A 22,159-nucleotide genomic window follows, 5' to 3' on the forward strand; every position below is an offset into this window, starting at 1 on the left:
CGTTCCCCGCATGGCTGTCACGGCAGGTCCGCTGCGGCCCGCCAAGGCTCCCGATATGGACAAAACCGGGGGGATATGAAAGAGCGACGGGCGTAAACGGAGTACCCACGCCATGGCCGCCCCCATTTCGGATCGTCCCGTCACCACCCGCTTCGCGCCCTCGCCGACCGGCTACATCCATGTCGGCAACCTGCGCACCGCGCTGTTCAACTACCTGATCGCGCGCAAGACGGGCGGGACCTTCATCCTGCGTCTCGACGACACCGACCGCGAGCGCTCGAAGCAGGAATACGCGGACGGGATCAAGCAGGACCTGGAATGGCTGGGACTGACCTGGGACCGGATCGAGCGGCAGTCCGACCGGCTGGAGCGCTATGCCGAGGCCGCCGACCAGCTGCGCGCCGCCGGCCGGTTCTACGAATGTTTCGAAAGCCCGACCGAGCTGGACCTGAAGCGCAAGAAGCAGCTGAACATGGGCCGCCCGCCGGTCTATGACCGCGCCTCGCTGAACCTGAGCGAAGACGAGAAGGCGAAGCTGCGGGCCGAGGGGCGTGACGGCTACTGGCGCTTCCAGCTCGACCAGAGCCGGATCGACTGGACCGACGGGATCCTCGGCGCCATCTCGATCGACGCGGCCTCGGTGTCGGACCCGGTGCTGATCCGGGCGGACGGGCAGGTGCTGTACACCTTCGCCTCGTCGGTCGACGACACCGACATGGGCGTGACCCATATCGTGCGCGGCGGCGACCACGTGACCAACACCGCGACCCAGATCCAGATCATCGAGGCGCTGGGCGGCGCGCTGCCGGCCTTCGCGCACCACTCGCTGCTGACCGGCGCGGGCGGCGAGGAGCTGTCGAAGCGGCTGGGCACGCTCAGCTTGCGCGACCTGCGCGCGCGCGGCGTCGCGCCCGAGGCGCTCCTGTCGCTGATGGCGCGGCTGGGCTCGAGCCAGCCGGTCGAACTGCGGCTCACGCTCGACGAGCTGGCCGAGGGGTTCGAGCTGTCGCAGTTCGGCGCGGCGCCGACCAAGTTCGATGCCGAGGACCTGTTCCCGCTGACCCGCGCCCGCAACCAGCAGCTGCCCTTCGCGGCGGTGGCGGACCGGATCGCGGCCCTTGGCATCCCGGCCGGTCAGGCCGAGGCCTTCTGGGCGGTGGCAAGCCACAACATCACCGTGCTTGATGATCTGGGCGCCTGGGCGGAGCTGGTGAAGAACGGCGCCGAGCCGCTGGTCGCGCCCGAGGACGAGGCCTTCATCGCCGAGGCGATGGCGCTGCTGCCGCCGCTTCCCTTCACCGCCGCCACCTGGGGCGAGTGGACCGGCGCGGTGAAGGCCGCGACGGGCCGCAAGGGCCGCGGGCTGTTCATGCCGCTGCGCAAGGCGCTGACCGGGATGGAGCACGGGCCCGAGATGGCCGACCTGATGCCGCTGCTGCAGACCGTGCGCGGCCGCTGACGCCAGCCGTCAACGCCAGCCATTCAAGACAGCCGGGGGCCTGCGCGGCCCCCGGACCCCCGCGGGATATTTCCGCAAAGTCGACGGGGTGGCGGGGCGCGGAAGGGCGCTGACGCTCAGAGCGCGGGCGGGCGCCGGTTCGGCCAGTCGGTCGCGCGGTGCCAGGCCTCGCCGATCTGCAGCACGCCCAAGTCGCCCCCGTGCGGGCCCGCGATCTGCATCCCCATCGGCAGGCCCTGCGGCCCGAAGCCCACCGGCACCGACAGCGCGGGCAGGCCGGCGAGGCTGACCGGCACGACCACCTCCATCCAGCGATGATAGGTGTCCATCGACCGGCCCGCGATCTCGGCCGGGTGGCGCATCTCGACCGGGAACGGCCAGACCTGCGCCGAGGGCATCGCGATCGCGTCCACCGTCTCGAACAGGCTGGCCATCCGCGCGTAGTGGCGCGAGCGGGTCAGCGAGGCTTCGTAGACTGCCTGCGCGGGCAGGGTCAGGCCCTGCTCGATCTCCCAGACCGCCTCGGGCTTCAGGGCCGCGCGCTTGGCCGGGTCGGCGTGGATCGCGCGGCGCGCGCCCGCGTTCAGCATCGCGCGCAGGGTGATCCAGCTGTCCCACAGCTTCTCCGCCGGGAAGGGCGGCGGCAGCTCGACGATCTCGGCCCCGAGGTCGGACAGTCGGTCGAGCGCGGCGCGGCACAGATCGAGGATGCCCGGCTCCATCGCATAGGCGCCGCCCCAGTCGCCGAGCCAGCCGATCCGCCGCCCCGCGATCGGCGCATCCAGCCGCGCGGTGTAGTCCGGTTCCGGCGCGAGGCCGAAGGGGGTGGCCGGGGTCGGGCCGGCGAGCGTGCCCAGAAGCCGCGCCACGTCCTCGACGCTGCGGCCCATCGGCCCGTCGGTCGCGAGCGTGGCCAGGAAGGTGTCGCCCTCGGCATCCTTCGGGACCAGGCCCCAGCTGGGGCGGAAGCCGTAGACGTTGCAGAAGGCGGCCGGGTTGCGCAGCGAACCCATCATGTCCGAGCCGTCGGCGACCGGCACCAGCCGCGCCGCCAGCGCCGCCGCCGCCCCGCCCGACGATCCGCCCGGCGTGCGCGCGAGGTCGTAGGGGTTGCGGGTCGGGCCGAACACCTCGTTGAACGTGTGGCTGCCAAGGCCGAACTCGGGGCTGTTGGTCTTGCCGATCACGATCGCGCCCGCCGCCTTCAGCCGCCGCACCAGCAGGTCGTCGCGCGCCGGCACGTGGTCCTTCCACAGCGGCGAGCCCCAGGTGGTCACGATGCCCTCGGTCTGGGCAAGGTCCTTCACCGCGACCGGGATCCCGGTCAGCCAGCCGCAGCTTTCGCCCGACTTCAGCCGCTTCGACGCCTCGGCGGCCTCGGCCATCAGCGTGGCGCGCGGGCGCGGCGAGACGATCGCGTTGACCGCCGGGTTCACCGCCTCGATGCGGTCGAGCACCGCGGCCATCAGCTCTTCGGGGCCGATCTCGGCGCTGGACAGTTTCGCGGACAGCGCGCTTGCGCCGAGGTCGGTCATTGCCATGGGGAGGGGTCCTTTCGCGTCCGCGGCGATGCTGACGGGCCGCGCCGCGACATGCAAGCGCTTGACCTCGCGCCAGCAAATCCCGAAGTCTCTGGCAACGGGAGGGACCGGGCCGATGCCGCCGATCTTCGCACAGGACAATCGACCCGACGAGCCGGGGACGGGCTTTGCCGATGCCGCCTGGGCCGACGTGCTGCAGGCCGTCGACCGCACCTATGCCGATCTCGTCGACTACCAGGAGCGGCTCGAGCGGCAGAACGACGAGCTGGACGCGCTGCGCGGCTTCCTCGCCTCGGTGCTGGGGGCGGTGTCGGACGTGCTTCTGGTCACCGGCCGCGACGACCGGGTGAGCGAGGCCAATGCCTCGTTCCGGGCGCTGACCGGGCGCGAGGCCGTGATCGGCGCCGAGGTCGCGCCGCTTTTCGCCGAGCCCGGGGCGCTGTCGGCGACGCTGGCCGCGGCGCGGTCGCAGCGCCGGGCGCAGCGGGTCGAGATCGCGATCCTGACGCCTGCCGGGCCCGCGCCGCTCGACCTGTCGGTCAGCCCGCTGCTGGACGAACGCGGGCGCGCGACCGGCGCGGTGCTGTCGGGCCGGCCGCTGGGCGAGCTGCGCCGCGCCTATGCCGCGCTTGCCGACAGCCACCGCGCGCTGCAGGAGGCGCAGACCCAGCTCGTGCGCAACGAGAAGCTGGCCTCGCTGGGCCGGCTCTTGGCCGGGGTGGCGCACGAGCTGAACAACCCGATCAGCTTCGTCTACGCCAATGCCCACGCGCTCGAGCGCTATGCCACCAAGTTCGAGACCTATTTCACCCGGGTGCAGGAGGGCGCCAGCCGCGACGAGCTGGTGCGCCTGCGCGAGGAGCTGCGGCTGGACCGCGAGCTGCGCAACCTGCGCGACGCGATCAGCGGCGCCAGGGACGGCGCCGAGCGGGTGCGCGACATCGTCGAGGACCTGCGCCGGCTGTCCGCGGACGGCTCGGGCGAGATGGTGGCCTTCGACCTGGCCGAAACCGCGCGGGTCGCCGCCGCCTGGGTGCAGCGCGGCGCCCGCCACCCGGTCGCGATCGGCTTCGAGGGGGCGGGCAAGGTGATGGCGCGCGGGCGGCCGGGCCATGTGCAGCAGGTGGTGATGAACCTCGTGCAGAACGCCGTCGACGCGCTGGCGGGCCAGGCCGGGCCGCGCATCACCCTGACGCTCGGGCACGAGGACGGCATGGCCTGCGTCACCGTTGCCGACACCGGCCCCGGCATCCCCGAGGGATCCGAGGCCGCGGTGTTCGACCCGTTCTACACCACAAAGCCCGTCGGCGCGGGCACCGGGCTCGGGCTGTCGATCAGCCACAAGATCGCCGAGGAACACGGCGGCAGCCTGCGCCTTCTGCGGGTGCCGGGGCTGGGCGCGGTGTTCCGGCTGGCGCTGCCGGCGGCGGAGGGCGGGGCATGAGGCTGATCTGGCTGCAGGCGGCGGGCTGCGGCGGCTGCACCATGTCGCTGCTGTGCGCCGAGAACCCGAACGCGCCCGACCTGCTGGCCGGGGCGGGGATCGAGATCGCCTGGCATCCCTCGCTGTCGCTCGAGACCGGGGCCGAGGCGCGCCGGCTGCTGGAGCGCGCGGCCTCGGGCGAGGATCCGCTCGACATCCTGTGCGTCGAGGGCGCCATCGCGCGCGGGCCGCGCGGCACCGGCCGGTTCCAGATGCTGGCCGGCACCGGCCGCTCGATGCTCGACTGGACGCGGGCGCTGGCGGGGCGGGCGCGGCACGTGGTGGCGGTGGGCACCTGCGCGACCTATGGCGGCATGACCACGGCGGGGGGCAACCCCTCGGACGCGGTGGGGATGCAGTACGACGGCGCGCATCCGGGCGGCGTGCTGGCGGCGGGCTGGCGCGACGCGACCGGGTTGCCGGTGGTCAATGTCGCGGGCTGCCCGACCCATCCCGACTGGGTGACCGAGACGCTGATGCTGCTGAAGGCGGGCGCGCTGCGCCCCCGGGATCTCGATGCGCTGGGCCGGCCGAGCTTCTACGCCGAGCACCTCGTGCACCACGGCTGCCCGAAGAACGAGTTCTACGAATACAAGGCCTCGGCCACGCAGCTGTCCGAGATCGGCTGCATGATGGAACACCTGGGCTGCGTCGGCACCCAGGCGGTGGGCGATTGCAACATCCGGCCCTGGAACGGCGAGGGGTCGTGCACCCGCGGCGGCTATCCCTGCATCGCCTGCACCGCGCCCGAGTTCGAGGAGCCGCGCCACGCCTTCACCGAGACCCCGAAGATCGCGGGCATCCCGGTCGGCCTGCCCTCGGACATGCCCAAGGCCTGGTTCATGGCGCTCGCCTCGCTGTCCAAGGCCGCGACGCCGGCGCGGATCGCGCGCAACGCGGTCTCGGACCGGGTGACGGTGCCGCCGACGATCCGGAGGCCGAAGTGACCGGCAAGCGCGGCCACATGAAGGAAAACCGCCCGTGACCGAACTTCTCGTCGGGCCGTTCAACCGCGTCGAGGGCGATCTCGAGGTCCGTCTCACCCTCGCGGACGGCCGGGTGCAGGCCGCGCAGGTGAACTCGCCGATGTTTCGCGGCTTCGAGCAGATGCTGCTGGGCAAGGACCCGCGCGACGCGCTGACGATCACGCCGCGGATCTGCGGCATCTGCTCGATCTCGCAATCCGCCGCGGCCGCGCGGGCGCTTGCCGCCGCCGCCGGGATCACCGCGCCGCCGCAGGGCGAGCGGGTGGCCGCGCTGATCCACGCGGTCGAGAACGTCTCGGACCACCTGACCCATTTCAACCTGTTCTTCATGCCCGACTTCACCCGGCCGGCCTATGCCGGGCGCGGCTGGCACGGCCGCGCCGTCGACCGTTTCACCGCGCTTCAGGGTTCGGGCCTGCGCGCGGCGATCGAGGCGCGGGCGCGGCTGATGCACATCCTTGGCCTGCTTGCCGGCAAGTGGCCGCACACGCTCGCGATCCAGCCGGGCGGCGTGACGAGGGCGCCCTCGATGCGCGACCGGCTGCGGATCCTGGCCACGCTGCGCGCCTTCCGCGGCTATCTCGAGACGACGCTGTTCGGCGCCCCGGTCGAGGCGTTCGCGGCGCTTGCGGATCCGGCGGCGCTGGCGCGCTGGTCCGGCGGCGACGCGGGGCTGTTTCTTGAAATCGCGGCCGATCTCGGGCTTGCGGATCTGGGCCCGGGGCAGGGGCGCTGGCTGTCCTTCGGCGCCTATCCGCGGGACGGCGGCCATGCCTTCGCGCCCGGGACCTTCGCCGCCGCTCCCGCCCCGCTCGATCCGTCGCGGATCACCGAGGACCTGAGCCACGCCTGGATGCTCGGCCCCGAGGCGCATCCCGCGCGGGGCGAGACCCGGCCCGACGAGGACATGCGCGAGACGGCCTACAGCTGGTGCAAGGCCCCCCGCTATGGCGGCGCGGTGATGGAGACGGGCGCGCTGGCCCGGCAGGTGATCGACGGCCATCCGCTGGCGCGGGCGCTCGCTGCCGCGCCGGGGGCTGCGGGCGTGCTGGGCCGCGTCGCCGGGCGCCTGCTCGAGATCGCGCGGACGCAGCTGGTGATGGAGGATCTGGCGACCGGCATCGACCCGGCCGCGCGGTTCATGGACCGGGTGGCGATCCCGGCCGAGGCCGAGGGCGCGGGGCTGGTCGAGGCCGCGCGCGGCGCGCTCGGCCACTGGGTTCGGATCGAGCGGGGCCGGATCGCCGGCTACCAGATCGTGGCGCCGACCACCTGGAACTTCTCGCCCCGCGACGCGCGCGGGGTGCCGGGCGCGCTCGAGGCCGCGCTGGTGGGCACGCCGGTGCCCGAGGGCGACGACACGCCGGTGGCGGTGCAGCATGTCGTGCGCAGCTTCGATCCCTGCATGGTCTGCACGGTCCACTGATGGCGGTGCGGATCCGGGTGCGCGGGCAGGTGCAGGGCGTCGGATTCCGGCCCTTCGTGTGGCAGCTTGCGCGGGCGCACGCGCTCTCGGGGCATGTGCTGAACGATCCCGAAGGCGTGCTGATCGTCGCGGACCGCGCGCCCGAGGCCTTCCTGCGCGCACTCGGCGCCGAGGCGCCGCCCCTTGCCCGCATCGACGCCGTCGAGATCGCCGAGACCGACGAGCCGGTGCCGGGCGGCGCCTTCACCATCGCCGCGTCGCGCGGGCAGGGGTCCGAGACCCGCGTCACCCCCGATGCCGCGACCTGCCCGGCCTGCGCGGCCGAGATCCGCGAGCCCGGGCGTCGGCAGGGCTATGCCTTCACCAACTGCACCCATTGCGGCCCGCGCTTCACGATCCTGCGGGGCCTGCCCTACGACCGCGCGCGCACGACGATGGCGCGGTTCGCCCTGTGCCCCGCCTGCCGCGCCGAATACGGCGACCCCGGCGACCGGCGCTTTCATGCCCAGCCGATCGCCTGCCCCGACTGCGGCCCGCGGCTGTGGCTGGAACGCGGCGGCGTGCCGGTCCCGGGCGACGCGATCGCGCTGGCGGCAGCGCAGTTGCGCGCGGGGGGCATCCTGGCGGTGAAGGGGCTTGGCGGCTTCCACCTTGCCTGCGATGCGACCGACCCGGGCGCCGTCGCGCTGCTGCGCAGCCGCAAGCGCCGGCCGTCGAAACCGCTCGCGGTGATGGCGCCGCTGGCGCTGCTGCGGCGGATCGCGGCGCTGGCGCCCGCGGACGAGGCGCTGCTGGCCGATCCGGCGGCGCCGGTGGTGCTGGTGCCGGCGGGCGCGCAGCCGCTGCCGGCGGCGATCGCGCCCGGCATGACCTGCCTTGGCGTGATGCTGCCCTACACGCCGCTGCACCACCTGCTGTGCGACGCGGTCGGCCGGCCGCTGGTGATGACCTCGGGCAATCTCTCGGGCGAGCCGCAGGTGATCGACGATGACGAGGCGCGCGAGCGGCTGGCCGCGGTCGTCGACGGCATCCTGATGCACGACCGCGCGATCGCGCGCCGGCTCGACGATTCGGTCGAGCGCGCGCGCCCGCCGATGGTGCTGCGCCGGGCGCGCGGCCGGGTGCCGGCCACGCTGCCGCTGCCGCCGGGATTTGCCGACGCGCCCCCGGTGCTGGCCTACGGGGCCGAGATGAAGGCGGCGATCTGCCTGACGAAAACCGGGCAGGCGCTGCTGTCGCATCACCTCGGCGAACTCGACGAGCCGCGAAGCTGGGCCGAGTTCCTGAAGGCCGAGACCGACTATGCGCAGCTGTTCGACCACCGCCCGGGCCTGCTGGCCTGCGACCTGCACCCGGGCTATCGCGCCACCGCCCATGCCGAGGCGCAGGCGGCGGCGCGGGGCCTGCCCTTGGTCCGGGTCCAGCATCACCACGCGCATCTGGCGGCCTGCCTGGGCGAGAATCTCTGGCCGCTCGACGCAGCCCTGGGGGGCGGGCCGGTGGCCGGGATCATCCTCGACGGCACCGGCTTTGGTGCCGACGGCACGGTCTGGGGCGGAGAGCTGCTGCTGGGCGACTATCGCGCGGTGACGCGCGAGGGCTTCCTTGTCCCCGCGCCGCTGCCGGGCGGTGCCGCCGCGGCGCGCGAGCCCTGGCGCAACGCGGTGATGCGGCTCGACGCGGCCGGGCGCGGCGATCTTGCCGAGCGGCTGTTCGCCGGCAAGCCGCTTGCGGCGCTGCGGCAGGCGGCGCGGGCCGGGATCAACGCGCCGCCCTCCTCCTCGGCGGGGCGGCTCTACGACGCGGTGGCCGCGATGCTGGGCCTGTGTCCCGACCGGCAGGGATACGAGGGCGAGGCGGCGATGCGGCTCGAGGCGCTGGCCGGCGCCGCCGCCGCGCCGCCCTGCGCGTTCGGGGCCGGGCTCGATCCCGCGCCGATGATCCGGGCGCTCGCGCGCGACATCGATGCCGGGCGCCCGCGGGCCGAGATCGCGGCGGCCTTCCAGTCGGGGCTGGCGGCCGCCTTCGCCGCCGCCGCGCGCGCGCTGGTCGAGAGTGGCCGCGCGCGCGCGGTGGCGCTGTCGGGCGGCTGCTTCCAGAACGCGGGCCTGCTCGGGGCGACGCTCGCCGCGCTCGACGGGCTGCCCGTCCTCGTGCACAGCCGCACCCCGGCCAATGACGGCGGGCTCGCGCTGGGCCAGGCGCTGGTGGCCGCCGCGGGGACCCTGCCGGAAAGCGGCTGACCGCCGCGGCCGGCGATCCGGTAACCAGCCTTGCGCCGCGCGGGCGCGCCCGGGCATCCGGGAATTGATCAAGCCCATGTAATCAGTGTGATTATTCCGGGATCGCGGCGCCCCTCGCTTTCCTTTGCCGCGGTCCCGTGGCGCGCGGCATACCCAAGGATACCACGCGACAGGCGGCCCGGACCCCCGGGCCCGAGGCCAGGGGAGGGGCGGGGTTTGACCCAGATCGAGACATTCTACGACGTGATGCGCCGGCAGGGCATCACCCGGCGCAGCTTCATGAAGTTCTGCTCGCTCACCGCTGCGGCGCTGGGCCTTGGCCCCAGCTTCGTGCCGAAGATCGCCGAGGCGATGGAGACCAAGCCCCGGACCCCGGTGATCTGGGTGCACGGGCTGGAATGCACCTGCTGCTCGGAAAGCTTCATCCGCTCGGCCCACCCGCTGGCGAAGGATGTCGTGCTGTCTATGATCAGCCTCGACTACGACGACACGCTGATGGCGGCGGCGGGCGTGCAGGCGGAAGCGGCGCTGCAGGAGACGATCGAGAAGTACAAGGGCAACTACATCCTCGCGGTCGAGGGCAACCCGCCGCTCGACGAGGACGGGATGTACTGCATCATCGGCGGCAAGCCCTTCGTCGAGCAGCTGCGCCACGCCGCCCAGCACGCGAAGGCGATCATCAGCTGGGGGGCCTGCGCCTCCTACGGCTGCGTGCAGGCCGCGGCGCCGAACCCGACGCGGGCGACGCCGGTGCACAAGGTCATCCTCGACAAGCCGATCATCAAGGTGCCGGGCTGCCCGCCGATCGCCGAGGTGATGACCGGCGTGATCACCTACATGCTGACCTTCGACCGCCTGCCGGAACTGGACCGTCAGGGCCGCCCGGCGATGTTCTACAGCCAGCGCATCCACGACAAGTGCTATCGCCGGCCGCATTTCGACGCCGGTCAGTTCGTCGAGGCCTGGGACGACGAATACGCCAAGAAGGGCTACTGCCTGTACAAGATGGGCTGCAAGGGCCCGACCACCTACAACGCCTGCTCGACCGTGCGCTGGAACGAGGGCGTGAGCTTCCCGATCCAGTCCGGCCACGGCTGCATCGGCTGCTCCGAGGACGGCTTCTGGGATCAGGGCTCGTTCTACGACCGGCTGACCAACATCAAGCAGTTCGGGGTCGAGGCCAATGCCGATCAGGTCGGCATGGCGGCGGCGGGCGTCGTCGGCGGCGCGGTCGCGGTCCATGCCGCGGTCTCGGCGCTGAAGCGCGCCCAGAAGAAATCCCAGAAAGAGGAGGTCTGAGCCATGGTCGTCCAGACGCCGAACGGCTTCAATCTCGACAATTCCGGCAAGCGCATCGTCGTCGACCCGGTGACCCGGATCGAGGGGCACATGCGCTGCGAGGTCAACGTCGACGAGAACGGCGTGATCCGCAACGCGGTCTCGACCGGCACGATGTGGCGCGGGCTCGAGGTGATCCTGAAGGGCCGCGACCCGCGCGACGCCTGGGCCTTCACCGAGCGGATCTGCGGGGTCTGCACCGGCACCCACGCGCTGACGAGTGTCCGCGCGGTCGAGGACGCGCTGGGGATCACCATCCCCGACAACGCGAACTCGATCCGCAACATGATGCAGCTGAACCTGCAGATCCACGACCACATCGTGCACTTCTACCATCTGCACGCGCTGGATTGGGTCAACCCGATCAACGCGTTGCGCGCCGATCCGAAGGCGACGTCGGAACTGCAGCAGAAGGTCTCGCCCAGCCATCCCCTGTCCTCGCCGGGCTATTTCCGCGACGTGCAGAACCGGCTGAAGAAATTCGTGGAATCCGGGCAGCTCGGGCTGTTCAAGAACGGCTACTGGGACAACCCGGCCTATCTGCTGCCGCCCGAGGCCGACCTGATGGCCACGACCCACTACCTCGAGGCGCTCGACCTGCAGAAGGAGGTGGTGAAGGTCCACACGATCTTCGGCGGCAAGAACCCGCACCCGAACTGGCTGGTCGGCGGCGTGCCCTGCCCGATCAACATCGACGGCGTCGGCTCGGTCGGTGCGATCAACATGGAGCGGCTGAACATGGTCAGCTCCATCATCGACAAGTGCATTGAGTTCAACCGCAACGTCTACCTGCCCGACGTGGTGGCGATCGGCGGCTTCTACCGCAACTGGCTCTATGGCGGCGGTCTGTCGAAGCAGGCCTGCCTCGCCTATGGCGACATCCCCGAGCATCCGAGCAATTTCGACGCGAGCCAGCTGCACCTGCCGCGCGGCGCGATCATCAACGGCAACCTCGCCGAGGTGCATGATGTCGATCCGCGCGACCCCGAGCAGGTGCAGGAGTTCGTCGACCACAGCTGGTACACCTATGGCGAGCCGGGCAAGGGGCTGCACCCCTGGGACGGCGTGACCGAGGCGAAGTACGAGCTTGGCCCCAACGCCAAGGGCACCCGCACCAATATCGAGGAGCTGGACGAGGCGGCGAAATACTCGTGGATCAAGGCGCCGCGCTGGCGCGGCCACGCGATGGAGGTGGGTCCGCTCGCCCGCTATGTCGTGGGCTATGCCAAGGGGCACGAGGACATCAAGAACCAGGTCGACGGGCTTCTGCGCACCATGGACCTGCCGTTCGACGCGCTCTTCTCGACGCTGGGGCGCACCGCGGCGCGGGCGCTGGAAAGCGAATACTGCGGCCGGCTGCAGAAGTACTTCTTCGACAAGCTGATCACCAACATCAAGAACGGCGACCAGACCACGGCGAACATCGAGAAGTGGGACCCGAAGACCTGGCCGAAAGAGGCCAAGGGCGTCGGCAACACCGAGGCGCCGCGCGGCGCGCTCGGGCACTGGATCAAGATCAAGGACGGGCGCATCGAGAACTATCAATGCGTCGTGCCCACGACCTGGAACGGCTCGCCGCGCGACACCGCCGGCAACATCGGCGCCTTCGAGGCGAGCCTGATGGACACCAAGATGGAGCGGCCCGAGGAGCCGGTCGAGATCCTGCGCACCCTGCACAGCTTCGACCCCTGCCTGGCCTGCTCGACCCATGTCATGTCGCCGGACGGTCAGGAACTGACCACCGTCAAGGTCCGCTGAGGGAGGGCAGACCCATGAAATCCACGATGAACCGCCTGATGCTGGCCGCCGGCCTCGCCACGCTCGCCGGCCCCGCGCTGGCCCATCCGGGGCATGGCGGGCTGGTCTCGGGGGTGATGCACCCGCTGATGGGCGCCGACCACCTGCTGGCGATGGTCGCGGTCGGGCTCTGGGCCGGGGTCACGGGCCGGCCGGCCGCCGTCGCCACCTTCCTCGCCGCGATGGCGGCGGGGGCGGGGCTGGGCCTTGCCGGCGTGAGCCTGCCGCTGGTCGAGCCCGCGATCCTCGCCTCGGTCGTGGTCTTCGGCCTCGCCGTCGCCATGGCGCGGGCGGGCTCCGCCGCGGCGCTGGGCGCGGTCGCGCTCTTCGCGCTGGCCCATGGCCAGGCGCATGCCGCCGAGGCGACCGGCGCGACGGGGCTGTTCCTGGCCGGCATGCTCGCCGCGACCGCGGCGCTGCACCTGGCGGGCTACGCCCTTGCCGCGCGGCTGGCGGGCAACCGCGTCGCGCAGGGGCTGATCGGCGGCGGTGTCGCGCTCTCGGGCCTCTGGCTCGCGCTGGGCTGAGGGGCGGGGCCATGGAGGACACGATCCATATCCCGAACCCCGACGCGCCGCAGCCGCTGCGCCGCTCGGTGCTGGCGGGCGACGCGACCGAGGCCGATGTCGAATCGATCCGCAAGCGCACCTCGGTCTATGTCTACGAGGCGCCGGTGCGGCTGTGGCACTGGCTCAATGCCGCGGCGATCATGGTGCTGATCGGGTCGGGCTTCCTGATCGGCCGGCCGCTGCCGACGATGCAGATCGCCGAGGCCTACGACCAGTTCGTCATGGGCTACATCCGCTTCGCCCATTTCGCGGCCGCGATGATCCTGACCGTGGGCTTCTTCGGCCGCATCTACTGGGCCATCGTCGGCAACCACCATGCGCGCCAGCTGTTCTACGTGCCGATCTGGCGGCCCGCCTACTGGCGCGAGCTGGTGACCGAGCTGCGCTGGTATGCCTTCCTCGAGGACGAACCGAAGAAATACGTGGGCCACAACCCGCTGGCGCAGCTGGCGATGTTCTTCTTCATGACGCTGGGGCTGACCTTCATGCTGGTCACGGGCTGGGCGCTTTACGCCGAAGGGGCGGGGCAGGGCTCGCTGCCCGACACCGCGATGGGCTGGGTGCTGGGGCTGGTGCAGAACTCGCAGCGGCTGCACACGCTCCATCACCTCGGCATGTGGGCGATCGTCGTCTTCATGATCGTGCACATCTACGCCGCGATCCGCGAGGACATCATGAGCCGCCAGTCCATGGTCTCGACCATGATCTCGGGGCATCGCACCTTCAAGGACGACCGGGCCGAGTGAGCGCCCGGACGTGGGAGGACGAGTGCGGGCGGGGCCTTCGGGTCCCGCCCTTTTGCTTTGGCCGAGTCGCGCGGGCGGCCGGCGCCGGGGGCCGTCTGCCCCCGGACCCCCGAGGATATTTGGGCAAAGTCGATCCGGTTTCCGGTTTTTCCTTGAATCGGTAAATTTCTTTCCATCCTGATCGGGGGCGGTTTCGTTGAAGTCATTTTTTATCAATTGGTTGATTGGTTTCGACATGGTGTGCGCGCGGTAAAGGATTTCGGCTGCGGCGCGGGGGCTGCCAGCGGTAATGTCATCCCGGACGCGGCGCCGGAAGCGCCGCGACCAGTCCATGCGGCGAAGGGGAGGCGCGCGTGACCGGCCAGATGGAAACTCCGCGATCGGTTCTGATCCTCGGGATCGGCAACGTGCTGTGGGCCGACGAGGGCTTCGGCGTGCGCTGCGTCGAGCGGCTTGCCGCGACCCATGCCTTCCCCGAGGGCGTGCGGCTGCTGGATGGCGGCACGCAGGGGCTGTACCTGCTGCCGTTCCTCGAGGCCGCCGAGGCGCTGATCGTCTTCGATGCCGTCGACTACGGGCTCGTGCCCGGGACGCTGAAGATCGTCGAGGACGACGCGGTGCCAGCCTTCATGGGCGCCAAGAAGATGAGCCTGCACCAGACCGGCTTCCAGGACGTGATCGCCACCGCCGAGCTGATGGGCTACCGCCCGGCGCGGATGATGCTGATCGGCTGCCAGCCGGTCGAGCTGGAGGACTACGGTGGCGGGCTGCGCGCGCCGGTGGCCGCGCGGATCGACGAGGCGATCGCGATCGCGCTGGCGCGGCTGGCCGACTGGGGGATCGCGCCGCTCGCGGGCCGGTCCGACGACCGCTTCCTTGCCGATGCCGCGATCCGGCGCGAGGCCTACGAGGCCGGGCGGCCCTCGGCGGCCGAGGCCTGCCGGACCGGCGACGACCGGTTCTTCCCGGGGCGGGGCTGAGCGATGTGCCTGGGCATCCCGATGCGGCTGCTGGCCGTCGACGGCATTGCCGGGCGCGCCGTCGATGCCGGCGGGCGCGAGGCGCTGGTCGACCTGTCGCTGACGCCGGACCTGCGCGTGGGCGACTGGGTGCTGACCTTCCTCGGGACGGCGCGCGAATGGCTGTCGCCCGAAGAGGCCGAGCGGATCGCCGAGGCGCTGGCCGGGCTTTCGCGGCTGATGGCGGGGGGCGCGCTGGGCGATGCCTTCGCCGATCTCGAGGCCGGCGGGCCGACCCTGCCGCCGCATCTGCAAAGCGCCCTCGACGCGGGGCGTGGCCGGGCCTGAGGGCCGGCCCGATCAAGCAACACCAGGCGAGAGACGACATGACCCATCCGCTGATCGACCGGCTGACCACCGAGCACGGCATGCCCCATCTGGGCGACGAGGCGGCGCTTGCCAGCTGGCTCGACCGGCCGGGCACGCACTGCCTGTTCGTGCCCGGGGACCCGGGGCGCAACCTCGCGACCACGGATGCCGCCGTGATCCTGCCCGAGCTGCGCGCGGCCTTCCAGCGCGCCTTCGACTGCGCCGTGGTCGGCGACGCGATCGAGGCCGGCCTGCGCGAGCGGGCGGGCGTGCTGAAGACGCCCTCGCTGATCTTCTGGCGCGACGGGCGCTGCCTGGGGGGGATCCCGAAGGTGCGCGACTGGTCGGACTACCTGGTGCGCATCCCGCAGATCATCGGGCCCCGGGCGGGCGACGGGGAGGCCGCGTGATGGTGTCGAACTTCCACCTGCCGCCCTCGGGCTTCGGACCCGGCTCGCAGCCCGACGAGGGCGAGGCCCTGGAATACATGGCGCTGCCCTCGGGGATGCGCACCTATTCGGCGCATCTTCCGGACGTCGGGGACATGGCGGCGCTGGCCCCGGCGATGGCGCTGCTGGCCGAGGCGGGCCGCGCCGCGGCGCGGGTCGCGGCCGGGGCGGCGGGCGAGAGCCTCGATCTGTCGGGGCTGGACGCGGCGAACCTTGCGCTGGTGGCCGAGACGCTGCAGCAGGGCGAGGTCAGCCTGAAGATGCGCGGCCGCCCGGCGCTGGCGGCGCAGGAGTCGGTCTTCGCCGGGGTCTGGGTCGTCACCGGGGCCGGGGTCAACCGGCTGGAGGTGGCGCCGATCCCGGGGGCGGCGCTGGAGCGCGCGCATCTGGCCGAGCGGCCGGCGCTGCTGACGGGCGCGCCGCGCGGCCCGGGGCTGGCCACCGCGCCGGCGCTGCTGGCCGAGCTGATCGAGCGGTCGGGCCTGTACCGGCCGGGGGCGATGGCGCATGTGGTGAACCTGACGCTGCTGCCGCACACGCCCGAGGATCTCGACTGGCTGGAGCTGGCGCTGGGCCGCGGCGGCGTGACGCTGCTGTCGCGCGGCTATGGCAACTGCCGGATCACGGCGACGGCGCTGGCGCATGTCTGGCGGGTGCAGTTCTTCAACTCGATGGACACGCTGATTCTCGACACCTTCGAGGTGACGGCGATGCCCGAGGTCGCGCTGGCGGCGGCGGAGGATCTGGCCGACAGCGCCGAGCGGCTGGCCGAGGTGCTGGAGGCGATCCGATGAGCGCGGGCGCGATGCCCCGGTTCGAGGGGTCGTACATGGGCGCGGGGGCGAAGATCAGCCCGGCCGCGGTGATGGAGTGCAAGATCTGCTGGACGGTCTACGACCCCGACCGGGGCGACGACACGCGCCAGGTGCTGCCGGGCACGCCCTTCCTGGCGCTGCCCGAGGACTGGAGCTGCCCGGAATGCGGCGCCGATCACGAGCAGTTCATGGTGCTGCGCGATCCCGGCTCGGACATGGCGCGGGTCGAGGCCGACATCGCGGCGCGCTCGGCCGCGCTGGTGGCGGATTTCACCGAGGTCTGGCACGCGAAGATGCGCGACGTGCCGATCGTCAACAAGGCGCTGCATGTCGAGGCCGTGGGCTTTCGCGAACACGAGGGGCGGCTGCTGGGGGTGCTGGTCTCGCCCTGGTTCATGAACCTCGTGCTGCTGCCCGCGCCGGGCGAGGACTGGTCCGAGCTGGTGCCGGGCGCCAAGGAGCAGGTCGCGTTCCCCTCGGGCCGCTACGAGTTCATCCACAACCGGCGCGAGCTGACCGGCGGCTACAAGGCCTGTTCGCTGTTCTCGCCGATGGAGGAGTTCTCCAGCCAGATGCAGGTGCTGGAGGTGGCGCGCGCGGTGATGGGCGCGCTGTTCGATCCCGAGAACCAGGCCGAGACCGACCGGGCCGCCGAGATCCGCGCCGCGCGCGAGGCCGAGCTGGCGGCGGTGGCGCCCGCGGCCGGGCCGGAGGCGGGTCCCGGGCCCGCGCCGAAGCCCGCGCCGGAGCCCGACCCGGCTCCCGTCGAGGCACCGACCCGGCGGGCGGTGCTGTCGGGCGCGCTCTCGGTGCCCGCGGACGGCGCGGGGGCGGCTACCGGGGCGGCGGCAGGAACGGCAGCAGGGGCGGCGGCGGATGGCGAGGGTGGCTGACATGGAGGGCGGGCTGGTGATCGACGCCGCGGGCCGGGTGGCCTGCGCGCCGCCGCCACCGGTCGCGGCGCTGCTGTTCGGCCGGCCGGTGGCCGAGGCGGCCGAGATGCTGCCGCGCCTGTTCTCGCTGTGCCGGCAGACGCAGGCGGTGGCGGCGCTGCTGGCGCTGGGGCTCGGCCTGCCCGAGGGGGCGGGTGCGGCGCTGAACCGCGAGATCCTGCGCGACCACCTGTCCCGGCTTTTGGTGCTGTGGCCGCGGCTGCTGGACCTGCCCGGGGCCGCGATGCCCGAGGGCTGGGACGCGCCGGCGGTGGCGCGGGCGGCGGTGTTCGGGCCGGGGCGCGGCTGCCCCGCGACGCTGGCCGAGCTGGAGCGCTGGATCGCGGCCGGTGCCGGCGTGGCGCCACTGGCCGGCGCCCTGCGCGCCCGCTTCGCGCCGCGGGTGGCCTGTTCCTGCGGACCGGACAATTCCGCCGCCGGGCGCCATGCCGGCGCCACGCTGCTGCGCGAGATCGCCGGGGCCTGGGGGCAGGGCCCGTTGTGGCGGCTGGCGGGGCGGCTGCTCGACATCGAGGCGGTCCTGGCCGGGCGGATGCCGCCGGCGCGGCGCATCGCGCCGGGCGAGGCCTTTGCGCCCTCGGCGCGCGGGGCCTATCGTCTGCGCGTCGAGGTGACGGAGGGACGGGTGACGGGGCTGGAGCGGCGGACGCCGACCGATGACATGGCGGCGCCGGGCGGCACGCTGGAGCAGGCGCTGGCGATGACGCCGCCGGCCGACCGCGCGCTGGTGGTGACGCTGTTCGATCCCTGCGTGCCGGTGCGCTTCGCCGCCGGGGCCTGCCATGCATGAGATGTCGCTGGCCGAGGGCGTCCGCGGCGTGATCGAGGACCAGCAGCGCCGCCACGGCTTTGCCGCCGTCACCCGGCTGCGGCTGGAGATCGGGCGCTTCGCCGGGGTCGAGAAGCCGGCGCTGGACTTCGCGCTCGAGGTGGTGCTGCGTGGCTCGGTCGCCGAGGGCGCGGTGGTGGAGATGATCGATCTGCCCGGGCAGGCGCTGTGCTTCGACTGCATGGGACGGGTCGAGATCGACGACCGGCTGGCGCCTTGCCCGGACTGCGGCGGCGGACGGCTGATGCCCGAGGGGGGCGACGAGATGCGGATCAAGGACATGGAGGTGGCGTGATGTGCACGGTGTGCGGATGCGGGACGGCGAGCGTCGAGGGGCACGGGCAGGCGCAGGGCCACGCCCATCACCATCACGACCATGATCACGGGCATGACCATGATCACGGGCACGGGCACAGCCATGGGCACGGGCATGGGCACGGGCATGACCACCACCATGGGCACGACCACGGCTGCGGCTGTGGCGGGCATCACCACCACCACGACCGCGCGCCCGGCGCGGGGGCGGATGTCCATTACGGTACCGGCGCCGCCGGCACCTCGGTCCCCGGCATGAGCCAGTCGCGGCTGATCGAGGTCGAGACCGCGATCCTGTCCAAGAACGACGAGTTCGCGCGGCAGAACCGCCGGCTGCTGGGCGTGCTGGGCGCCTTCGCGGTGAACCTTGTGTCCTCGCCCGGCTCGGGCAAGACCACGCTGCTGTGCCGCACCATCCGCGACCTGCACGACGCGCCGCTCGCGGTGATCGAGGGCGACCAGCAGACCGCGCTTGATGCCGAGCGGATCCGGGCCACGGGCGCCCGGGCGCTGCAGGTCAACACCGGCAAGGGCTGCCACCTCGATGCGCACATGGTCGGCCACGCGATCGACAGCCTGCGGCCGCGGCCCGAGAGCCTGCTGTTCATCGAGAATGTCGGCAACCTGGTGTGCCCCGCGGCATTCGACCTGGGCGAGGATGCCAAGGTCGCGATCCTGTCGGTGACCGAAGGCGAGGACAAGCCGCTGAAATATCCCGACATGTTCACCGCGGCAAAGCTTGCGCTGATCAACAAGGTCGACCTCGCCTCGGCCTGCGACGCCGATCTTGACGCCTACGAGGCCGCCCTGCGCCGCGTGAACCCGGCGATCGAGATCCTGCGCGTCTCGGCCCGGACCGGCGAGGGGATGGCGCAGTGGCTGGACTGGCTGCGCGCCGGTCTCGCCGCCAAGGCACGCCCGCAGGCCGCCGAGTGATGGCCGCGCCGTCGCGCCCCTCGATCCTGCTTGTCGATGACGAGCCGCATTCGCTGACCGCGATGCGGCTCGCGCTGGAGGACGAGTTCGAGATCCTGACTGCCGGTTCGGCCGAGGCGGCGCTGGCGGCGCTTGAGCAGGACTGGGTCCAGGTCATCTTCTGCGACCAGCGGATGCCGGGGCGCACCGGGGTCGACCTGCTGGGCGAGGTGCGCGAGCGCTGGCCCGAGACGGTGCGCATCGTCATCACCGGCTATACCGATGCCGCCGACATGGTCGCCGCGATCAACGAGGGCGGGATCTACCAGTTCGTGACCAAGCCCTGGCACCCCGACCAGCTGCTGGTGGTGGCGCGCAACGCGGTGAAGCTGTTCCAGCTTGCGCGCGAGAACGAGCGCATGGCGCTCGAGATGCGGATGCTGACGGCAACGGCCGAATCCAAGCTGGAGAAGCGGCGCCGCGCCCTGCGCGAGGGCATGGGGTTCGAGCAGATCCTGCGCGCCCCGAATTCGCCCATCAACGGCGTGCTGATGGCCGCGCGCCAGTTCGCGAGCTTCGACGTGCCGGCGCTGATCCAGGGCGAGACCGGCACCGGGAAAGAGGCGCTGGCGCGGGCGATGCACTACATCTCGCTCCGCTCGGACCGGCCGTTCTACGCGCTCAACTGCACCGGGCTCAGCGACGAGCTGATCGAGATCGAGCTGTTCGGCGCCAAGCGCGGCGCGCTGCCGGGCCTGCAAAGCTCGAAGATCGGGCTGGCGCAGAAGGCCGACCGGGGCACGCTGTACCTGGGCGGCGTCGATGGGTTCTCGCCGCGGATGCAGATGGCGCTGATGCGGCTGGTCGAGGACGGCGCGTTCCAGCCGCTGGGCGGGTCCGAGACGCTGACCTCGAACCTGCGGCTGATCGTGGGGGCGGTGCGCGACCTGAAGGCGCTGGTGGCCGAGGGAGCGTTCCGCGCCGATCTCTACTATGCGCTGGGCCTGGCCGAGCTGCGGCTGCCGCCGCTGCGCGCCCGCCCGGGCGACGTGGCGCTGCTGGCCAGCCACCACCTGTTCGAGGCCGCGCGCGCCCATGGCAAGAAGGTGCATGGCTTCGAGGAGGCGGCGCTGGAGTTCCTCGAGAACTACGACTGGCCGGGCAACCTGCGCGAACTGCGCAACGAGGTGACGCGGATGCTGATCTTCGCGCAGGGGCCGGTGCTGGGGGCCGAGCTGATCTCGCGCCCGATCCTGCAGGCGCCGCCGGGCGAGGCGGGGGCCGACCGCTCGGCCGAGGCCGCGCTGACGGGCGAGGGCTCGCTCAAGGACCGGGTCGAACTGGTCGAGATGCGCATCCTGCGCGAGACGCTGACGCGGCATCGCTGGAACAAGAGCCGCGCCGCGGCGGAACTGGGGCTGAGCCGGGTCGGCCTGCGCGCCAAGCTCGACCGCTATGGCATCGCCAAGCCTGGGGCGGTCGCGCAGGCGGATGAAGCAGAGGACGACTGAGATGTGTCTGGGAATTCCGGGCCGGATCGTGGCCATCACCGACGAGGCGCGCCTGATGGCGATGGCCGAGGTCTCGGGCGTGCGCCGAGAGGTCAGCGTCGCCTGCATCGCCGAGGGGCCGCTTGACCGGCTGGTCGGGGAATGGGCGCTGATCCACGTCGGCTTCGCCATGGCGAAGATCGATGCCGACGAGGCCGCGAAGACGCTGCAGGCGCTGCGCGACCTTGGCGAGGCCGAGGAGGCGCTGGAGGCGATGGCCGCGGGTGACGCGGCGCTGGAGGGCCGGGGATGAAATACGCGACCGAATTCCGTGACCCGAAGCTTGCCCGCGCGCTTCTGGCCGAGATCGCGACGCTGGCCGAGCGCATCGGTGCCACGCGCGAAAAGCCCGTGCACATCATGGAGATCTGCGGCGGGCATACCCATGCGATCTTCCGCTACGGGCTCGACCGGCTGGTGCACGAGGGGATCGAGTTCATCCACGGCCCCGGCTGCCCGGTCTGCGTGCTGCCGCGCGCGCGCGTCGACGAATGCATCGAGATCGCCGAGCGGCCGGAGGTGATCTTCACCACCTTCGGCGACGCGATGCGGGTGCCGGGCACGCGGAAGTCGCTGATCCAGGCCAAGGCGGCGGGCGCCGACATCCGCATGGTCTATTCGCCGCTCGACGCGCTGGAACTCGCGCGGCGCAACCCGGGGCGCGAGGTGGTGTTCTTCGGGCTGGGATTCGAGACGACGACCCCCTCGACCGCGCTTGCGATCCAAGCGGCCGCGCGCGAGGGGCTGGGAAATTTCTCGGTCTTCTGCAACCACATCACCGTGCCCGAGCCGATCAGGGCGCTGCTCGACGATCCGCACATGGTGCTGGACGGCTTCGTCGGGCCGGGGCACGTGTCGATGGTGATCGGGGTGCATCCCTACGACTTCATCGCCGCCGACTACGGCAAGCCGATCGTCGTCGCGGGGTTCGAGCCCACCGACCTGCTGCAATCGGTGCTGATGGTGCTGCGCCAGATCGCCGAGGGCCGGGCGGAGGTCGAGAACCAGTATGCCCGGGTCGTGCCCGAGCATGGCAACCCGGTCTCGCTCGCCGCGATCGCCGATGTCTACGAGCGCCGCTCGAGCTTCGAATGGCGGGGCCTGGGCGAGATCGATGCCTCGGGTCTGAGGATCCGCGCGGCCTATCGCGCCTTCGACGCCGAGGAGAGGTTCGGGATCGGCTACGCCGCCGAGCGACGCACCGTCGAGGAGCCCGAGGGCTGCGCCTGCGGCGCGGTGATGACCGGGCGGATGAAACCCACCGCCTGCCCGCAGTTCGGCCGCGGCTGCACGCCCGAAATGCCGCTCGGGGCGCTGATGGTGTCGTCCGAGGGGGCCTGCGCCGCCTACTGGCAATATGGCGGGGCGCGCGGGGTGGCGGCGGAGTAGCCGGGGGCGCTGCCCCCGGACCCCCGGG

At 72.2% G+C, this 22,159-nt stretch carries 21 protein-coding genes; 20 read left to right on the forward strand and 1 reads right to left on the reverse strand.

Translation table 11 applies throughout. The features are described from left to right. The first annotated feature begins 112 nt into the window (after positions 1–112). On the forward strand, positions 113–1,459 hold the full coding sequence (gene gltX, locus V8J39_RS17235) for a glutamate--tRNA ligase (protein ID WP_336462188.1): 1,347 nt from the start codon (positions 113–115) through the stop codon (positions 1,457–1,459). A 116-nt stretch (positions 1,460–1,575) separates the two neighbouring features. On the opposite strand, the gene V8J39_RS17240 is transcribed toward gltX, so the two are convergent. Beyond that, positions 1,576–3,000, reverse strand: coding sequence for an amidase (locus V8J39_RS17240; RefSeq protein WP_336462189.1), 1,425 nt, complete (start codon positions 2,998–3,000; stop codon positions 1,576–1,578). 115 nt (positions 3,001–3,115) lie between these two features. Between V8J39_RS17240 and V8J39_RS17245 the strand changes: the two genes are divergently transcribed. The 19 genes from V8J39_RS17245 to hypD all read left to right on the forward strand — a co-directional run bounded on the left by V8J39_RS17245 (position 3,116) and on the right by hypD (position 22,131). Continuing rightward, entirely contained in the window at positions 3,116–4,444 is a 1,329-nt protein-coding gene (locus V8J39_RS17245; protein ID WP_336462190.1) for a sensor histidine kinase, read from the forward strand. Further along, entirely contained in the window at positions 4,441–5,430 is a 990-nt protein-coding gene (locus V8J39_RS17250; RefSeq protein WP_336462191.1) for a HupU protein, read from the forward strand. Before V8J39_RS17245 ends, V8J39_RS17250 begins: the two co-directional genes overlap by 4 nt. Positions 5,431–5,464: 34 nt before the next feature. Then, positions 5,465–6,895: a nickel-dependent hydrogenase large subunit gene (locus V8J39_RS17255; RefSeq protein WP_336462192.1), complete on the forward strand. Its 1,431-nt coding sequence runs from the start codon at positions 5,465–5,467 to the stop codon at positions 6,893–6,895. Beyond that, a complete protein-coding gene (gene hypF / locus V8J39_RS17260; RefSeq protein ID WP_336462193.1) occupies positions 6,895–9,138 on the forward strand; it encodes a carbamoyltransferase HypF in 2,244 nt (747 codons plus the stop codon). Before V8J39_RS17255 ends, hypF begins: the two co-directional genes overlap by 1 nt. Before the next feature lie 216 nt (positions 9,139–9,354). Beyond that, positions 9,355–10,437 (forward strand): hydrogenase small subunit, encoded by a 1,083-nt coding sequence (locus V8J39_RS17265; RefSeq protein ID WP_336462194.1) that lies wholly within the window; start codon positions 9,355–9,357, stop codon positions 10,435–10,437. Between the two features lie 3 nt (positions 10,438–10,440). Then, positions 10,441–12,234 carry a nickel-dependent hydrogenase large subunit gene (locus tag V8J39_RS17270; protein ID WP_336462195.1) on the forward strand — a complete coding sequence of 598 codons (1,794 nt, stop codon included), beginning with the start codon at positions 10,441–10,443 and terminating at the stop codon, positions 12,232–12,234. A 14-nt stretch (positions 12,235–12,248) separates the two neighbouring features. Beyond that, on the forward strand, positions 12,249–12,800 hold the full coding sequence (locus tag V8J39_RS17275; RefSeq protein WP_336462196.1) for a HupE/UreJ family protein: 552 nt from the start codon (positions 12,249–12,251) through the stop codon (positions 12,798–12,800). An 11-nt stretch (positions 12,801–12,811) separates the two neighbouring features. Continuing rightward, a complete protein-coding gene (gene cybH / locus V8J39_RS17280; RefSeq protein WP_336462197.1) occupies positions 12,812–13,588 on the forward strand; it encodes a Ni/Fe-hydrogenase, b-type cytochrome subunit in 777 nt (258 codons plus the stop codon). Between the two features lie 365 nt (positions 13,589–13,953). Beyond that, on the forward strand, positions 13,954–14,568 hold the full coding sequence (locus V8J39_RS17285) for a HyaD/HybD family hydrogenase maturation endopeptidase (RefSeq protein ID WP_336462384.1): 615 nt from the start codon (positions 13,954–13,956) through the stop codon (positions 14,566–14,568). Positions 14,569–14,571: 3 nt separating this feature from the next. After that, entirely contained in the window at positions 14,572–14,895 is a 324-nt protein-coding gene (locus V8J39_RS17290; RefSeq protein ID WP_336462198.1) for a HypC/HybG/HupF family hydrogenase formation chaperone, read from the forward strand. Positions 14,896–14,933: 38 nt separating this feature from the next. Then, complete coding sequence (locus V8J39_RS17295; protein ID WP_336462199.1) at positions 14,934–15,326, forward strand: hydrogenase accessory protein; 393 nt, start codon at positions 14,934–14,936, stop codon at positions 15,324–15,326. Beyond that, positions 15,326–16,159 (forward strand): hydrogenase expression/formation protein, encoded by an 834-nt coding sequence (locus V8J39_RS17300; RefSeq protein ID WP_336462385.1) that lies wholly within the window; start codon positions 15,326–15,328, stop codon positions 16,157–16,159. The genes V8J39_RS17295 and V8J39_RS17300 overlap by 1 nt, the downstream gene beginning before the upstream one ends. A gap of 11 nt (positions 16,160–16,170) precedes the next feature. After that, positions 16,171–17,073, forward strand: coding sequence for a [NiFe]-hydrogenase assembly chaperone HybE (gene hybE / locus V8J39_RS17305; protein ID WP_336462386.1), 903 nt, complete (start codon positions 16,171–16,173; stop codon positions 17,071–17,073). Continuing rightward, on the forward strand, positions 17,066–17,923 hold the full coding sequence (locus V8J39_RS17310) for a hypothetical protein (RefSeq protein WP_336462200.1): 858 nt from the start codon (positions 17,066–17,068) through the stop codon (positions 17,921–17,923). Before hybE ends, V8J39_RS17310 begins: the two co-directional genes overlap by 8 nt. Further along, positions 17,916–18,257, forward strand: a complete 342-nt coding sequence (locus V8J39_RS17315; protein ID WP_336462201.1) for a hydrogenase maturation nickel metallochaperone HypA/HybF — start codon at positions 17,916–17,918, stop codon at positions 18,255–18,257. Before V8J39_RS17310 ends, V8J39_RS17315 begins: the two co-directional genes overlap by 8 nt. Next, positions 18,257–19,213, forward strand: coding sequence for a hydrogenase nickel incorporation protein HypB (gene hypB, locus V8J39_RS17320; RefSeq protein WP_336462202.1), 957 nt, complete (start codon positions 18,257–18,259; stop codon positions 19,211–19,213). Before V8J39_RS17315 ends, hypB begins: the two co-directional genes overlap by 1 nt. Further along, positions 19,213–20,703: a sigma-54-dependent transcriptional regulator gene (locus V8J39_RS17325; protein WP_336462203.1), complete on the forward strand. Its 1,491-nt coding sequence runs from the start codon at positions 19,213–19,215 to the stop codon at positions 20,701–20,703. Before hypB ends, V8J39_RS17325 begins: the two co-directional genes overlap by 1 nt. A 1-nt stretch (position 20,704) precedes the next feature. Further along, entirely contained in the window at positions 20,705–20,995 is a 291-nt protein-coding gene (gene hypC, locus V8J39_RS17330) for a HypC/HybG/HupF family hydrogenase formation chaperone (RefSeq protein ID WP_336462204.1), read from the forward strand. Then, the gene (gene hypD / locus V8J39_RS17335; RefSeq protein ID WP_336462205.1) at positions 20,992–22,131 is read left to right on the forward strand and encodes a hydrogenase formation protein HypD; all 1,140 of its coding nucleotides are present in this window, start codon (positions 20,992–20,994) and stop codon (positions 22,129–22,131) included. Before hypC ends, hypD begins: the two co-directional genes overlap by 4 nt. Positions 22,132–22,159 lie beyond the last annotated feature (28 nt).

The organism is Frigidibacter sp. MR17.24 (assembly GCF_037095655.1).
Lineage (GTDB): Bacteria > Pseudomonadota > Alphaproteobacteria > Rhodobacterales > Rhodobacteraceae > Frigidibacter.